Raw genomic sequence first — 15315 nt, forward strand, 5'->3', positions numbered from 1 at the left:
GAATGCGTATCGCCTACGTCTGCACGGACCCGGGCATCCCGGTGTTCGGCACCAAGGGCGCCTCGGTCCACGTCCAGGAGGTCATCCGCGAGATGCGGGCCCGGGGCCACGAGGTGACCCTCTACACGGCCCGCACCGGGGACCACCGTCCCAGCGACCTCGCCGACCTCGCGGTGCACCACGTCCCGGTCGACGCCGAGGACCCGGCCTCGCGCGAGCAGGCCCAGCTGGAGGCCTCGCGGCAGATCGCCCAGATGGTGCGCGACCAGGGAACGGACATGGTCTACGAGCGCTACTCGCTGTTCAGCGAGGCGCTGTCCGAGATCACGCAGGCGCTGGGCGTCCCGGGCGTCCTGGAGGTCAACTCCCCCCTCATCGACGAGCAGCGCCAGCACCGTCACCTGGCGGACGAGGACCTGGCCTGGCAGCTGCTGCGCCGCCAGGTGGCCGGCGCCACCAGCACCGTGTGCGTCTCGGAGCCGGTGACCCAGTGGGTGCGACGCGCCCTGGGCCCCGCCGAGCTCTACCCGGGCACCGATCCGGCCGAGCGCGTGCGCACCGTCCCCAACGGGGTGAGCGTGCGACGCATCCAGCCCCAGCCCGAGGACCCCGACGAGGTCGTGGTCACCTTCGTGGGCACCCTCAAGCCGTGGCACGGGGTCGCCGACCTCCTGGAGGCGGCGAGCCTGTCCCAGGGAGGATGGCAGCTGCGCGTCCTGGGTGACGGTCCCGAGATGGACTCCCTGAGGGAGCGTGCCGAGGAGCTCGGGGTGGAGGTCGACCTGCGCGGCGCCATCGCGCCCGACCTCATGCCCTCCCACCTGGCCGGCTCTGCCATCGGCGTCGCGCCCTACCCGGACCTGGGTGGGCAGGAGCACCAGTACTTCTCTCCCCTGAAGGTGCTGGAGTACATGGCGGCCGGGCTCGCGGTGGTGGCCTCCGACGTCGGGCAGGTCCCGCAGCTGGTGGGCGAGGTGGGCGTCCTGGTGCCGCCCTCTGACCCGCAGGCGCTGGCCGAGGCGCTCGACGCCCTGGCCGCCGACCCCGCACGGCGCACCGACCTGGGTCGGTTCGCACGCCGCAGCGCCGTGGAGAAGCACTCCTGGAGCTCCGTGGTGCGCACCATCCTCGAGCCTGTGGAGGCATCCCATGAGCAGTGATGACGTCATCGGGGGCGGTTCCGGACAGGATTCGCGCTCCCAGCAGGGAAACACCGACACCTCGGCGCTGCGCCAGACCCTGCGCCTGATTCGTCCCGACGCCACCCCGCACTGGCCCCTCATGGCCGGCGGCACCGCGGCGCTCCTGGCGGAGGTCGGCTTCCGCGCCCTTGAGCCCTGGCCCATGAAGATGGTCGTCGACTCCGTCGTCGCCTCCCTGGGCACCACAACCGGTGTCGCCCCGGCCGACTTCGGGCTGCTGCTCGTGCTGGGCGCCGCCCTGGTGGCGGTCGTGGCGGCGCGCGCCCTGTTCAACTACATGGCCACCCTGGCCTTCACGCTGGTGGGCTCGCGCACCTCCGCCTCCCTGCGGGCCCGGGCCTTCAGGCACGTCCAGGGCCTGTCCCAGCAGTTCCACGCCCGCAACCGCAGCGCCGACACCGTCCAGCGCCTCGTCGCGGACGTCAACCGCATGCAGGAGGTCGCGGTCACCGCGGGCCTGCCCCTGGCGGCCAACGTCCTCACCCTGGTCGTCATGCTCGTCGTCATGGTCGTGCTCGACCCGCTGCTGTCCGTCGTCGTGCTCCTGGCCGTGGGCGCCTTCTCCCTGACCTCGTCGGGCAGCTCCAAGCGGATCACCGCCGCCTCCCGGCGCAGCCGACGCTCCGAGGGAAACCTGGCCAACACCGCGCAGGAGGCCCTCGGCGCCATCAAGGTGGTCCAGGCCTACGGGCTTGAGCCCCTCCTGCAGGACCGCTTCAGCGGCGTCAACAAGGTCTCGCTGCGCGAGGGCGTCCAGTCCCGGCGCATCGCGGCGCGTCTGGAGCGTCGCACCGACGTCATCGTCGGGATCGCGACCGCCGTGGTCATGGTCGGCGGCGGCCTGCGCGTCCTGCAGGGCGCCATGACACCGGGAGACCTGGTGCTGTTCACGACCTACCTGCGCACCACCATGAAGCCCCTGCGGGACATGGCCAAGTACACGGGCCGCATCTCCCGGGCCACCGCCTCGGGCGAGCGCGTCGCCGCCCTCATGGCCATCGAGCCCGAGATCGTCTCGCCGCGCCAGGGCTTCACGCTGCGCGACGTGCAGGGCATGCTGCGCTTCGAGGGCGTCAAGGCCGCCTACGAGGACAACGAGGTGCTGCACGGCATCAACCTGACCATCCGCCCCGGCGAGCACGTGGCGCTGGTCGGACCCTCGGGATCGGGCAAGTCGACGCTCGCCTCCCTCGTGGTGCGGGCCATGGACCCCACCGCGGGCACCGTGAGCCTGGACGGCCAGCCGCTGACCGAGCTGAGCCTGAGCCACCTGCGGGCCCAGGTCTCGGTGCTGCACCAGGAGGCCGTGCTGCTGACCGGCAGCATCAGGGAGAACATCCGGCTCTCACGTCCTGAGGCAAGCGACCGGGAGGTCGAGCGGGCGGCGCGCGCCGCCTTCGCCCACGACTTCATCTGCAAGCTGCCCGAGGGCTACGACACCTCGGTCGGCGAGAGGGGCGGGACCCTGTCCGGCGGCCAGCGTCAGCGCGTGGCCATCGCCCGGGCCCTGCTGAGGGACTCCAGGATCGTCGTGCTCGACGAGGCCACGACGGGACTCGACCCCGACGCCGCCCTGGTCGTGCTCGACGCCATCGACCGCCTGGTCGAGGGCCGCACCACCCTGACCGTCACCCACGACCCGCAGGCGGCGCTGCGCGCCGACCGCGTCGTGTGGATCCAGGACGGCCGGATCCTCATGGACGGCACGCCCGACAGGCTGCTGGCGTCCTCCGAGGTCTTCCGCTCCTGGGCCGGGACGACGCCCGTCGGGTCTCCGCGCGCCACCCTCACGCACCTGAGGGCCGGAGCGTGAGCGTCTCCGTCCCCGGCGTCCTGGAGACCGTCCTGGGCGCCGACGCCCTGAGCGAGCTGGCCGGCCGGCCGGTGCGCGCCGTGCGGCTGCGCGTCAAGCCGGAGGTCTCTCTGCTCATGGGGCTGGCCGAGCGCGAGTCGGGGCGCACCGCGGGCTGGGCCCACGTCCTGTGGCCCGTATCCGCGTCCAAGGCCGCCAAGGTCCGGCACCGCGCTGAGCGCTACGGGGCGCAGGTCCTCACCCGCACACTGCCCGACGGGCTCATCTTCCAGGCCGGCCCCGAGCTCGCCGACCCCAAGCTCGCGAAGTACCTGGGCCGGGCCCGCGAGCGCGGCCTGCTGGAGGACATCGACCCCGACGCGGTGCTGCGCTACAACCCGGCGCGGCGCCTGGTGCTGCGGACGGCGGAGGGGGTGCTGCGCGTGCGCACCGGCGGCGGACGCCGGCTCGCGCAGATCCACCGCGCCGCCGGTTGCATCGTGCCCGTGCCACGGCTGAGCGACCTGGGCCGGTCCTGGGACCCCGAGCACTACAGCCTCCAGGAGCTGTGCGGCAGCACCGACCTGGAACAGTCACCGAGCCAGGAGGACACGCACCGGGCCGGCACTCTGCTGGCCCGTCTGCACGCCTCCACCTCCTCGCTGCCGACCGACGTCAGGAGCGGGCTGAGGAACACCCCCGTCTCGGTCGACAAGCTCGTCCGGGTCCACGCCCGCATCCTCGAGCCCCTGGCCCCCGCGCTGGCCAGGAGGACGCGCGCGCTGGTCCCCGTGCTGCCGGCACGGCTGGACGGAGCACCGGTCCTCCTTCACGGCGACGCCTCACCGGACCAGTTCCTCACGGACCCGGACAGCCGGGCCCTGTGGCTGACCGACTTCGACCGGGCCCGGCTCGGGCCGGCCGCCATCGACCTGGGCTCCTACCTGGCGGTCTGCCCGCCCGACGCGGGCGCCGCCCTGCTCGAGGGGTACCGGCAGGAGGCGGGGCGGGTGCCGGACAAGCACCAGCTGCGCGCCGCCACCACCCTGGCCGAGCTCTCCCGCCTGGTCGAGCCGCTCAGGCACGCGGACCCCGGCTGGGCCGACGCCATCGGCGTCCGGCTCTCACGCCTTGAGCAGGCAGGAGAGCCGCTGACATGAGTACTGACAACGAGAGGAGCACCGCCTCCGTGCCGCACCCCGCGCCCGGCGTCGACACGCTGCAGACCCTGTCCCGCCTGCCGGGCGTCCGGCGCGCCTGGCCCGCCCGAGACGGCTCGATCAGCATCGAGTGCCGCGACGAGCAGGGCCGGCTCAGGGCCGGGCACCTGGCCCCGGACGGCACCGTGAGCATGCTGCCCTACGCGACGGACCCGGCCCTGCCGGACCTGGCTCCGCCGCACGACGGTGAGCTCGTCGTCCACCGTGCGGGTCGACGCGCGGTGGTGCTGGAGCTCGAGCTGGTGCGCAAGGCCACCCGGCCCGGGCGCGCCGCGCCGTCGCCGGGCGCCCTGGCGGCCTTCGGGGCCTTCACCGCGATGGGCCTGCGGGTGCCCCGCGTCCTCGCCGTCGGCGACGCCCACATCGACTTCGAGCGGGTGCCCGGGCGCAGCCTGGCCGAGCTGGGCGACGACGGGCTGCAGGGCTGGAAGCACCTGGCGGGCGCATGGGGCGGGCTGTCGCGGCCCGACGCCGACCTCGCCGTCCACGGACCCCGGCAGGAGGCCGGCGTCCTGCGAGGCTGGTTCGACAACGCCAGCCGCCACGGGCTGCTGCGGGGCCTGGTCGACAACCCCGACGCCCTCGGGCGCGCGGTGGACGCGACCTGCGCCGAGCTCGTGCAGGGGACGCAGGGGCCGATGACCCTCAGCCACCGCGACCTGCACGACGGCCAGCTGCTGTGGAGCGGTGAGGAGCTGTCGCTCATCGACCTGGACACCGCCTGCCTGGCCGAGGCCGAGCTGGATCTGGGCAACCTCATCGCCCACGCCGAGCTCATGGGCGTCCAGGGCCGTCTGAGCCAGCAGGGCGCCGAGCGCCTCTCCCCCGTCCTGGAGCTCATGTGCGCCGCGTCGTCCGCACGCGCGGAGCGTCTGAGCCTCTACCGCCGCAGCGCTGCGCTGCGACTGATCTTCGTCCACGCCTTCCGCCCCGGCGCCAGGGCGTGGCTTGCGAGCTGGGTGCGCAGGAGCCTGGCACCCCTCCCGTCATCCTGCACCATCGACCTGAGGAGAACCTCATGCGTCTGACAGTTGTCGGCTGCGGCTACCTGGGCGCGGTCCATGCCGCCGCCATGTCGCACCTTGGCCACGACGTTCTGGGAATCGAGACCGCCCCCCCAGCGGGCGGAGTCCCTGGCCCAGGGCCGGGTCCCCTTCCATGAGCCCGGCCTGCCCGAGCTGCTCGAGGAGGGCGTCGACAGCGGCAGGCTGCGGTTCACCAGTGAGCCCACGGTCGAGGACGTGGCCGGGGCCGACGTCCACTTCATCGCGGTGGGCACCCCCCAGAGCCCCAACTCGGGCAAGGCGGACCTGTCGCAGGTACGTTCCGCAGTCGAGATGCTGGCGGCGCTCCTGGACGGCCAGCGCCAGCCGCTGGTGGTCGGCAAGTCGACGGTGCCGGTGGGAACGTCCGCCGAGCTGGCCGGGGTGCTGGCCGGGCGGGCCCGTCTGGTGTGGAACCCCGAGTTCCTCAGGGAGGGGTTCGCCGTCAAGGACACCCTCCACCCCGACCGCATCGTCTACGGCCTGCCCGACGAGCCCGAGGAGGCGGAGGCCGCACGGTCGGTGCTGGACGAGGTCTACGCCCAGATTCTCGACGAGGACGTGCCGCGCATCCTCACCGACTACGCCACCGCCGAGCTCGTCAAGACCTCCGCCAACGCCTTCCTGGCCATGAAGATCAGCTTCATCAACGCGATGGCCTCCATGTGCGACGCGGCGGGAGGCGATGTCACGGTCCTGGCCCGCGCCCTTGGCCTGGACGCACGGATCGGCTCTCGTTTCCTGCGGGCGGGGGTGGGCTTCGGCGGCGGCTGCCTGCCCAAGGACATCCGCGCCCTGGGCACGAGGGCCTCGGAGCTGGGGGTCGAGTCCCTGGCCCGTCTGCTCGCCCAGGTCGACTCCGTCAACCAGGGCCAGCGCGACCACATCGTGGACCTGGCCGTCGAGAGCTGCGAGGGCAACGTGGAAGGCGCGGCCGTGACCGTCCTGGGCGCCACCTTCAAGCCCGACAGCGACGACCTGCGCGACTCGCCTTCCCTGGAGGTCGCCGAGCGCCTGTCGCAGCTGGCCGCCCGTGTCACGGTCTACGACCCGCAGGCCGCCGAGCAGGTGCGACGACGCCACCCCGACCTCACCGTGGCTGAGGACCCGTGGCAGGCGCTGACCGACGCCGACCTGGTGATCCTGGGCACAGAGTGGCCAGAGCTGACCGGGCTGGACCCGCAGCGGGCCGCCGAGACCGTCTCCCGTCCGGTGGTCATCGACGCCCGCAACGCGCTCGATCCCGAGGCGTGGCGCTCAGCCGGCTGGTCCTACCGGGGCGTGGGCCGGTGAGCCTGACCGCGCTTGAGCACCCGAGCACAGCCGTGAGCCTCACGGCGCCCCGCGTCCACGGCACGGGCGTGCCCGGCGTGGGCGCGGGGCACACTAGTGACGTGGACGACGAGCAGATCAAGCCCTCGGCCACCGTCGGAGTACGGGTCATGGCCGCCATCATCCTGGTGTCAAGCATCGCCCTGCTCATCTCCGGGGCCATCGTGTGGGTGCTCGGGCGGCAGACGCTGCACGCCGACATCGACGAGCAGCTCAACCGCGGCCGCCAGCGGCTCGAGCAGCTGGCCACCGCGGGCATCGACCCCAGCAACGGGCAGAGCTTCACCGACGCCTCCAGCGTGGTGCGCGCCTACATCCGGCAGTCCGTGGTGGGTGCCGGCGAGAGCGTGCTGGGCTTCGAGAGCCAGACGCTGAGCTGGCACTACTCCTCCGCGGCGACCGACCGCCAGCCCCAGGAGGACAAGCAGCTGGTCGACCACCTTGCCTCCATGAGCACGGCGAGGGACTCGACCACCACCACGGTGCGCACCGCTCAGAGCACCTACCGGGTCATGGTCGTGCCGCTGCGCGACGGAACGACCCAGGTGGCGCTGGCACACATCATCGACCTGGACACCGCTGAGGCCTCGCTGCGGCGCACCATGATGCTGTACGGCGTGGCCGCGGTCTTCACCGTCGCCCTGGTGGCCGCACTGGCCTGGTTCGTCGTCGAGCGGCTCCTGGCGCCCATCGGCGAGCTGCGCATGGCCACCGAGTCGATCGGCAGCCAGGACCTGAGCGCGCGGGTTCCCGTGCACGGACGCGACGACCTCGGCATCCTGGCCCGGGCCGTCAACAGGATGCTGGACCGTGTCCAGCACTCGGTGGAGGCCGAGCGCAGCATGCTCGACGACGTCGGGCACGAGCTGCGCACCCCCATCACCATCATCCGCGGCCACCTCGAGCTGCTCGACCCCACCGACACCGAGGATGTCAGCCGGACCCGTTCCCTGGCCATCGAGGAGCTGGACCGCATGGGCTCCATGGCCAACGACCTGCTTGAGCTCGCCAGGACCAGCGGGACCGACTCCTTCGTCCCCAAGCCCACCGACGTGAGCGAGCTGACCGCCAGCGTCTTCGACAAGGCCCAGGTCCTGGGCCCGCGCGTGTGGGTCCTGGAGGAGTCTGCGAACACCGTGTGCGACCTGGATGCCCAGCGCCTGAGCCAGGCCTGGCTGCAGCTGGCCGCCAACGCCGTGAAGTACTCCGAGGCCGGCTCCCGCGTGACCCTGGGGTCACGGGTGAAGGACGACCACCTGCTCCTGTGGGTCACGGACCAGGGCATCGGCATCGCCCCCGAGGAGCTGGAGCTGGTGCGCCAGCGCTTCTGGCGCGGCTCCAACGCCGAGAGCATGGCCACGGGCACGGGCCTGGGGCTGAGCATCGTGGAGAACATCGTCAGCGCCCACCAGGGCACGTTGGACATCAACTCCGTCGCCGGGACCGGCTCGCAGTTCACCATGCGGATCCCCTGCGGGCGAGACCACGGTCATCACCCGCGGGGCCGCACCACGAAAGGACAGCTCTCATGAGCCGCATCCTGGTGGTCGAGGACGAGCCGCGCATCGCCTCGTTCCTGCTCAAGGGCCTCAAGGCCGCGGGTTTCAGCGCCCAGGCCACGGCCTCGGGCGCTGAGGCCATCGAGCGGGCGGTGAGCGACCAGGCCGACCTCATCATCCTTGACGTGGGCCTGCCCGACATCGACGGCTTCTCCGTCCTGGAGCAGATCCGCGGCCAGGGGGTGAGCGTGCCGGTCATCATGCTCACCGCCCGGTCCTCCGTGGCGGCCAGGGTCAAGGGCCTGGAGGGAGGGGCGGACGACTACGTGCCCAAGCCCTTCTCCTTCGAGGAGCTGCTCGCCCGGGTGCGGCTGCGTCTGCGTGACGATGCCGCGGCGCCCACCTCCGACCCCGTGCGCCTGCATCACGACGGCCTGGACCTGGATCTGCGGACGCGGACGATGGAGGTCTCGGGCTCCACGGTCGAGCTCTCTGCCCGCGAGTTCGCCCTCGCTGAGACCTTCATGCGTCACCCCGGCCAGGTCCTCAGCAGGCAGCAGCTGCTGAGCACGGTGTGGGGCTACGACTTCGACCCCGGCTCCAACGTGGTGGAGGTCTACGTGTCCTACCTCAGGGGCAAGATCGGCAAGGAGCGGATCCAGAACGTGCGCGGCATGGGATACCGGCTGGTGTAAGCAGGTTCCACGCGCAGACAAAGGCCGTGCGCACCGCCTATCGAGGCGGTGCGCACGGCCTTTCAGTGGGCGGCGCGGTCCGTCAGTCGTAGTCGTCGTAGTCGCTGGTGTCGCTGTCGTAGGCGTCGTCGTGGTCGTCGTGGTCGTCGTCATAGACCGGCGGGGCGGGCGGGGCCGGCGGCTGAGGCGCGGGGACGGCCGGCGCCTCGGCGGGCGCGCCCGTGTCCGGCGCCGTCGGAGTGGCGGTCTCGGTCGCGACGGGGGTGGGGGTGGGTGTGGGCGTGACGCTCGGGGTGGTCATGTCGATGCCCGGCTTGACGTTGCCCCCACTGCCCGAGCCGAGCACCACCGAGGCGACCCAGGTCAGCAGGATCGAGGCCACCAGGATGGTCAGGACGGCGATCAGACGTCCACGGGTGCGTACAAGGCGTGTCATTGGAGCTCCCTCAGCGTTTCACGGGCGCACGTGCCCGTCGCCCTCGACGACCCACTGGGTGGTCGTCAGCGCGGTCAGCCCCATGGGTCCGCGGGCGTGTAGCTTCTGGGTGGAGATGCCGAGCTCGGCGCCCAGGCCGAGCTGGCCGCCGTCGGTGAATCGCGTGGAGGCGTTGACCATGACGACGGCGCAGTCAACGCCCGCGGTGAAGGCGTCGACCACGCGCAGGTCCTGGGCGAGGACGGCCTCGGTGTGACCGGTGGAGTAGCGGCGCACGTGTGCGGCCGCCTCGTCGACGTCGGCGACGACACGCACGGCCAGGTCGAGGCTGCCGTACTCGGTGGCCCAGTCGTCCTCGGTCGCGGCGACGAGGCGGCCCGCCTTGTCGCCGAGCACGGCGCGGGCGGCGTCGTCGGCGTGAAGCGTGACGCCACGCTCCCACAGGGCACCGGCCGCGCGGGGCAGGAAGGCGGCGGCGACGGCCTCGTGCACGAGTAGGGTCTCGGCGGCGTTGCACACGCCCACACGCTGGGTCTTGGCGTTGACGATGATGCTCACGGCGTCATCCAGGTCCGCCGAGGCGTCGACGTAGACGTGGCAGTTGCCTGAGCCCGTCTCGATGACCGGCACGGCGGAGGACTCGACGACGGCATTGATGAGACCGGCGCCGCCGCGGGGCACGAGGACGTCGACGAGGCCGCGGGCCTGCATGAGAGCGGTGGCGCCGGCGCGGCCGGCCGGGTCGATGGTGGCGACGAGGTCGGCGGGGAGGCCGACGCCCTCGAGGGCGCTGCGCAGGACGTCGACGAGGGCCGCGTTGGAGGACTCGGCGGCGCTGCCGCCGCGCAGGAGGACGGCGTTGCCGGACTTGAGGGTGAGGGCGGCGACGTCGACAGTCACGTTGGGGCGGGCCTCGTAGATCATGCCGACGACGCCGAGGGGGACGCGGCGGCGGCGCACGCGCAGGCCGTTCGGGAGGGTCTGGCCGTCGACGAGCTCACCGACCGGGTCGGGCAGGGCGGCCACCTCGCGGACGGCGGAGGCGATGGCGGCGACGCGCTCGGGCGTGAGGGCGAGGCGGTCGACGAGACCGGCCCGCATGCCGCCGGCGCGGGCGCGCTCGAGGTCCTCGGCGTTGGCGGCGACGACGCGCTCGGTGGCGGCCTCGAGGGCGTCGGCGAGGGCGTGGAGGGCAGCGTCCTTCGTGTCGCGCGTGGCGACGGCGACGGAGCGCTGCGCGGTACGGGCGCGTCGGGCGAGGGCCTCGACGTACGCGGTCGCGTCGCTCGGGTCGGGGAGGGCGGTCGTGGACATGGCCCCATGCTAGGGCCCCGCGGTGCGGGGCAGCTCGGCCAGGTCGTCGCGGTGGACGACGGGCGCCGGGTCTGGTACCCGGCAACACGATCATCCACACGGTCGCGCACCCGAGGCGCCCATCATGCGGAGCAGCCATGACGCCACCGACTCTCGCTAGAATTCCTTCGACAACGACCACTCGACGACGGAAGCGGTACCGGCATGCGAATCGTGCGGCTCGAGGCGACCAACTGGCGCAACTTCAAGACAGTCGCCTTCGACATTGAAGACCGTCTCTTTATCGTCGGGCCGAACGCCTCCGGCAAGTCCAACCTCCTCGACGTCGTTCGTTTTCTGTCCGACCTCGCGGCTCCTGACGGCGGGTTGTCCTCAGCGATCGAGCGTCGCGGCGGGCTGAGCAAGGTGCGGAGCCTCTTCGCGCGCAACCACGCCAGAGGACGCCTCATCGTCGACGTCACTCTCAAGGAGGCCGAGACGACCTGGCGCTACCGGCTCGCGGTCCGCGGCGAGGCCGGCGGGAGAAACCGGCCCATCGTCGACGAGGAGCTCGTGGAGAAGGACGGCGAGGTCGTTCTCAGTCGTCCGGATGAAGAGGACAAGGAGGACTTGGAGCGCCTCACCCAGACCCATCTGGAGCAGATCTCCGCCAACCACGCCTTCCGCGACATCGCCACGTACCTGCAACGGGTCCAGTACTTCCATCTCGTGCCGCAGATCATCCGAGCCCCCCGGCACACCAACAACCTCGTGCATGACGATCCCTTCGGAAGCGACTTCATCGCCCAGATCAACGCGACTCCCATGCGCACGCGCGAGGCGTGGCTGCGCCGGATGCAGCAGGCCCTCCAAGCAGCCGTCCCAGGATTCGAGTCGCTCTCGATCGAGACCGACGCCTCAGGTCAGCCACACCTCATCGCCGGGTACAAGAACTGGCGGTCCCAGCCAGCCAAACAGAACGAGTCCGACTTCTCCGACGGGACTCTCAGGCTCATCGGGCTCCTCTGGTCCATCATTAAGGCACCGGCGAACCCAGGCGTGCTCCTCCTCGAGGAGCCCGAGCTCTCCCTCAACAACGCCGTCGTACGGATGCTGCCGACCGTGCTCGCGCAGGTGCGCCGATCCTCCGACCTCCAGATCCTCGTCTCCACCCACGCCCCCGAGATCCTCAACGACGAGGGCGTCAGCACCCGTGAGGTCCTCGTACTCCGAGCGACAGACGACGGCACGCAGGCCGACCTGCTCGCAGCCCTCCCAGAGGTCGCAGATCTTGAGCTCGGCCTGAGCATGTCGGACGTCGTGGACGGACTCATCGCACCACGAGATCTCAGCGGACTCACCGCGGCAGCGAGGAGCCCGCGATGACACAGGCGGCACCCGCGGTTAGCGTCGCCGTCGAGGGGGATTCCGACACGGGGATGGCAGAAGCCGTGCTCCGCGCGGTTGGCCTCACGCTTTCGCGTCCTGTTCTGGTCAAGCACGGCGTCGCCAAGCTCGACACACTGATTCCCGGTCTGGCGCGCACCGGCCCTCGTTCAGCATGGATCGTCTTCAGGGATGCCGATCAAGCTTGCCCGGTTGAGCTGCACAGCAAGCTGATTGGTGCGCGGCCACACGGCGCGGGATTCGAGCTCCGGTTCGCCTGCTCCATGACTGAGGCATGGCTGCTCGCGGACGGCGCAGGCTTCGCCAGCTTCTTCCGAGTCGCGCCGGCCAGACTACCGAGGACCCCCGATTCGCTGCCACACGCCAAGCACGAGCTGATCCGCTTGTGCCAGACGTCTCGGTCCCGCTCGATCAGGGGCGCGATGGCACGGCAGGATGGCTCCCCGGGTCCGCTCTACGTGAGCACGCTCAACGATTTTGCGCGCACCGCATGGAACGTCGAGGACGCTCGTGACTCGAGCCCGAGTCTGAGCCGGTCGCTCGAGCGACTCGTCGCGCTGCGCCGCGAGCTGGAGCACCTCACCTGAGCACGGTCGTACCTACTCCCCCGCGGTCCGGGGCAGCTCGGCGAGGTCGTCGCGGTGGACGACGGGCGCGACGTGGTCGGGCGCGGGCCGCCCGGCCGCCCGGGCCGCGAGCACCTCGGCGAGCTCAGCGGCCGAGTAGCGGCAGATCCCTCGCGCGACGGTCCGCTCGGGACCCACGACCTCGACGACGGAGCCGGACTCGAAGTCCCCGTCCACGCCGGTGACGCCGGGCAGGAGGAGCGACTTCTTGCCGACGGTGACGGCGCGCGCCGCGCCCGCGTCGACGAGGACGCGGCCCTCCGGCTGGGAGGCGTGCGCCATCCACAGGCGCCGGCTCGACCGGTGCGGTCCCGTCGGGAGGAACCAGGTGCCCAGGTCCGAGGGGACCCCGGGGCCGCCGAGGAGGCGCTGGGCGTCGTCGGCGGAGGCGATGATCGTGGCGGTCCCGGAGGCGCCCGCGATGGCGGCCGCCTGCGCCTTCGTGCGCATGCCGCCGGTGCCGAGCGCGCTGCCGCGGCCCGAGACGTTGACCCGCTCGAGGTCGGCGGGTCCGGTGACGAGCCGGACGGGCTCGGCACCGGGGTTGCCGGGGCGGTCGGTCCACATGCCGTCGACGTCGGTGAAGAGGACGAGGACGTCCGCGGTGACGAGATGGGCGACGAGGGCGGCCAGGTGGTCGTTGTCGCCGAGGTTGAACTCGGTGGTGGCGACGGCGTCGTTCTCGTTGACGATGGGGACGGCGCCCATGGAGAGCAGGGCCGCGAAGGTGGAGCGGACGGTGCGGTAGTGGCGCCGGACGGCGACGTCCTGGGCGGTGAGGAGCACCTGGGCGGTGACGACGCCGTAGGCGCTCATCGCGGTCTCCCACCGGGAGACGAGCCGCCCCTGCCCCACGGAGGCGGCCGCCTGGAGGAGGCGCAGCTCGCCGGGGCGCTCCTCGAGGCCCAGCGCCGGCAGACCGGCGGCGACGGCTCCGGAGGAGATGAGGACGACCTCGTGGCCGCGGCCCCTGAGACCCGCGATGAGGCGGGCGAGGATGTCGATGCGGTTGAGGTTGAGCCCGCCGTCGGGTCGGGTCAGCGAGGACGAGCCGACCTTGAGGACGACGCGCGCTCCCTCGGGCAGGCCCCCGGGCCGCTCGCTCACTCCTCGTCCCCGTCCCAGCCGGCATCGGTCCACAGGCCCTCGGCGGCCTCGTCACGGAGCTCCTGACGGGCGGCCTCCTTGGCGTCCATGCGGTCGTGGTACTGGACTCGGCGCTCGGCGTTGGTGCGGCGGCGGTAGTCCTCGACGCGGGCGTCGGTGCCGCGGGCGCCGAGGAGCTCGGCACCGGTGGAGACGGTGGGCTCCCAGGAGAACATGACGCCGCCCTCGAGGTCGCCGATGAGGACCGCGTCGCCGGCGCGGGCGCCGGCCTCGACGAGATCGTCCTCGACGCCGGCGGCGGCGAGGCGGTCGGCGAGGTAGCCGACGGCCTCGTTGTTGCCGAACTCGGTCTGGAGGACCCACTCCTCGGGCTTCTCGCCGCGGACCTGGTAGACGAGGCCCTCGGTGGGGTGGTGGACGGCGCGGACGGTCGCGACGGGCTCGTTCCTGCGGCGGCCGACGGAGGCCGGGCGGATGACGGGGCGCGCCTCCTGCTCGGCCGCCTCTGCGGCCTCGGCGGCCTCGCGGGCGGCCTCGACGCGCTCGGCGAGGGCGAAGGAGAAGGGGCGCAGGCCCGTGTGGGCGACGGCGGAGACCTCGAAGACCGGCAGGCCGCGGGCCTCGACGTCGGCGCGGACGAACTCGGCGAGCTCGGCGGCCTCGGGGACGTCGACCTTGTTGAGGACGACGACGCGGGGGCGCTCCATGAGCGGGACGCGACCGGTGACGGCCGGGGCGTCCTCGGTGTCGCCGAGGCGCTCGGAGTAGGCGGCGAGCTCGGCCTCGATGGTGTCGAGGTCGGAGAGCGGGTCGCGGCCGGGCTCGAGGGTGGCGCAGTCGAGGACGTGGACGATGACGCTCGTGCGCTCGATGTGGCGGAGGAACTCCAGGCCGAGGCCCTTGCCCTCGCTGGCGCCGGGGATGAGACCGGGCACGTCGGCGATGGTGTAGCGCGTCGAGCCCGCCTCGACGACGCCGAGGTTCGGCACGAGGGTGGTGAAGGGGTAGTCGGCGATCTTGGGGCGCGCGGCGCTCATCGCCGCGATGAGGGAGGACTTGCCGGCGCTGGGGTAGCCGACGAGGGCGACGTCGGCGATGGTCTTGAGCTCGAGCGTGACGTCGTGGGCCTGACCGGGCAGGCCCAGGAGGTGGAAGCCGGGGGCTCGCCGCTTGGAGGAGGCCAGGGAGAAGTTGCCTCGGCCGCCGGTCCCGCCGCGGGCGATGACGACGCTGGCGTCGGGCTCGACGAGGTCCGCGATGACGTCGCCGTCCGCGTCCTTGACGACGGTGCCCTGCGGGACGGGCAGGACGAGGTCCTTGCCGTCGACGCCTCGGCGCCAGTCGCCCATGCCGGGCGTGCCCTTGCCGGCGACCTGGTGCGGTGAGCGGTGGTAGGTGAGGAGCGTCGTCACCTGGGGGTCCACCGTGAGGACGACGTCGCCTCCGTGGCCGCCGTCGCCGCCGTCGGGTCCCGCCAGCGGCTTGAACTTCTCGCGGTGGATGGACGTGCAGCCGTTGCCTCCGTCGCCGCCCGCGACGTGCAGGACCACTCGGTCGATGAAGCTGGGCATGAGGGTCCTCCTGGACGTGCGTGCGGTCGGTGGCTGTGGTGGTGGCGTCCGCGCGCCCTGGTGCGCTGCAGGGCCCGGACGCGGCGCGAGGG

General features: G+C 72.3%; 12 protein-coding genes and 1 pseudogene. 9 read left to right on the forward strand and 4 right to left on the reverse strand.

What is annotated here, in order from left to right; genetic code table 11:
- Nucleotides 1-2 precede the first annotated feature (2 nt).
- From AXF14_RS12300 to AXF14_RS12330, 7 genes and pseudogenes are all read left to right on the forward strand, one after another.
- Nucleotides 3-1160, forward strand: coding sequence for a glycosyltransferase family 4 protein (locus tag AXF14_RS12300; RefSeq protein ID WP_067943631.1), 1158 nt, complete (start codon nucleotides 3-5; stop codon nucleotides 1158-1160).
- 121 nt (nucleotides 1161-1281) lie between these two features.
- Complete coding sequence (locus AXF14_RS12305) at nucleotides 1282-3015, forward strand: ABC transporter ATP-binding protein (RefSeq protein ID WP_211260183.1); 1734 nt, start codon at nucleotides 1282-1284, stop codon at nucleotides 3013-3015.
- Nucleotides 3012-4154 carry a phosphotransferase family protein gene (locus tag AXF14_RS12310; protein ID WP_067943644.1) on the forward strand — a complete coding sequence of 381 codons (1143 nt, stop codon included), beginning with the start codon at nucleotides 3012-3014 and terminating at the stop codon, nucleotides 4152-4154. Before AXF14_RS12305 ends, AXF14_RS12310 begins: the two co-directional genes overlap by 4 nt.
- On the forward strand, nucleotides 4151-5242 hold the full coding sequence (locus tag AXF14_RS12315; RefSeq protein WP_084355565.1) for a phosphotransferase: 1092 nt from the start codon (nucleotides 4151-4153) through the stop codon (nucleotides 5240-5242). Before AXF14_RS12310 ends, AXF14_RS12315 begins: the two co-directional genes overlap by 4 nt.
- Nucleotides 5233-6550 (forward strand): annotated as a pseudogene (locus AXF14_RS12320) (UDP-glucose dehydrogenase family protein). The gene AXF14_RS12315 and the pseudogene AXF14_RS12320 overlap by 10 nt, the downstream one beginning before the upstream one ends.
- A gap of 101 nt (nucleotides 6551-6651) precedes the next feature.
- Nucleotides 6652-8121, forward strand: coding sequence for a sensor histidine kinase (locus tag AXF14_RS12325; RefSeq protein ID WP_236755668.1), 1470 nt, complete (start codon nucleotides 6652-6654; stop codon nucleotides 8119-8121).
- Complete coding sequence (locus AXF14_RS12330; RefSeq protein WP_067943645.1) at nucleotides 8118-8783, forward strand: response regulator transcription factor; 666 nt, start codon at nucleotides 8118-8120, stop codon at nucleotides 8781-8783. Before AXF14_RS12325 ends, AXF14_RS12330 begins: the two co-directional genes overlap by 4 nt.
- Nucleotides 8784-8865: 82 nt before the next feature.
- Here AXF14_RS12330 and AXF14_RS14230 read toward each other — a convergent pair whose 3' ends face one another.
- Nucleotides 8866-9219: a hypothetical protein gene (locus tag AXF14_RS14230; RefSeq protein WP_067943647.1), complete on the reverse strand. Its 354-nt coding sequence runs from the start codon at nucleotides 9217-9219 to the stop codon at nucleotides 8866-8868.
- 18 nt (nucleotides 9220-9237) lie between these two features.
- Nucleotides 9238-10533: a glutamate-5-semialdehyde dehydrogenase gene (locus tag AXF14_RS12340; RefSeq protein WP_067943648.1), complete on the reverse strand. Its 1296-nt coding sequence runs from the start codon at nucleotides 10531-10533 to the stop codon at nucleotides 9238-9240.
- A gap of 204 nt (nucleotides 10534-10737) precedes the next feature.
- On the opposite strand from AXF14_RS12340, the gene AXF14_RS12345 reads away from it, so the two are divergent.
- Nucleotides 10738-11898 carry an AAA family ATPase gene (locus AXF14_RS12345; protein ID WP_067943650.1) on the forward strand — a complete coding sequence of 387 codons (1161 nt, stop codon included), beginning with the start codon at nucleotides 10738-10740 and terminating at the stop codon, nucleotides 11896-11898.
- Nucleotides 11895-12506, forward strand: coding sequence for a hypothetical protein (locus AXF14_RS12350; RefSeq protein ID WP_067943652.1), 612 nt, complete (start codon nucleotides 11895-11897; stop codon nucleotides 12504-12506). The genes AXF14_RS12345 and AXF14_RS12350 overlap by 4 nt, the downstream gene beginning before the upstream one ends.
- A 12-nt stretch (nucleotides 12507-12518) precedes the next feature.
- Here AXF14_RS12350 and proB read toward each other — a convergent pair whose 3' ends face one another.
- Together proB and obgE are read right to left on the reverse strand one after the other, a co-directional pair.
- Nucleotides 12519-13652 (reverse strand): glutamate 5-kinase, encoded by a 1134-nt coding sequence (gene proB, locus AXF14_RS12355; RefSeq protein ID WP_067943654.1) that lies wholly within the window; start codon nucleotides 13650-13652, stop codon nucleotides 12519-12521.
- A complete protein-coding gene (gene obgE, locus AXF14_RS12360; RefSeq protein WP_067943656.1) occupies nucleotides 13649-15223 on the reverse strand; it encodes a GTPase ObgE in 1575 nt (524 codons plus the stop codon). The genes proB and obgE overlap by 4 nt, the downstream gene beginning before the upstream one ends.
- Nucleotides 15224-15315: the final 92 nt, after the last annotated feature.

The organism is Actinomyces radicidentis, assembly GCF_001553565.1.
Lineage (GTDB): Bacteria > Actinomycetota > Actinomycetes > Actinomycetales > Actinomycetaceae > Actinomyces > Actinomyces radicidentis.

What these genes read in the sequence shown, in the direction of transcription:
- AXF14_RS12300 (WP_067943631.1), top strand. Translation starts at nt 3, where the DNA reads ATGCGTATCGCCTACGTCTGCACGGACCCGGGCATCCCGGTGTTCGGC.
- AXF14_RS12305 (WP_211260183.1), top strand. Translation starts at nt 1,282, where the DNA reads ATGGCCGGCGGCACCGCGGCGCTCCTGGCGGAGGTCGGCTTCCGCGCC.
- AXF14_RS12315 (WP_084355565.1), top strand. Translation starts at nt 4,151, where the DNA reads ATGAGTACTGACAACGAGAGGAGCACCGCCTCCGTGCCGCACCCCGCG.
- AXF14_RS12330 (WP_067943645.1), top strand. Translation starts at nt 8,118, where the DNA reads ATGAGCCGCATCCTGGTGGTCGAGGACGAGCCGCGCATCGCCTCGTTC.
- AXF14_RS14230 (WP_067943647.1), bottom strand. Translation starts at nt 9,219, where the DNA reads ATGACACGCCTTGTACGCACCCGTGGACGTCTGATCGCCGTCCTGACC.
- AXF14_RS12340 (WP_067943648.1), bottom strand. Translation starts at nt 10,533, where the DNA reads ATGTCCACGACCGCCCTCCCCGACCCGAGCGACGCGACCGCGTACGTC.
- AXF14_RS12345 (WP_067943650.1), top strand. Translation starts at nt 10,738, where the DNA reads ATGCGAATCGTGCGGCTCGAGGCGACCAACTGGCGCAACTTCAAGACA.
- AXF14_RS12350 (WP_067943652.1), top strand. Translation starts at nt 11,895, where the DNA reads ATGACACAGGCGGCACCCGCGGTTAGCGTCGCCGTCGAGGGGGATTCC.
- obgE (WP_067943656.1), bottom strand. Translation starts at nt 15,223, where the DNA reads ATGCCCAGCTTCATCGACCGAGTGGTCCTGCACGTCGCGGGCGGCGAC.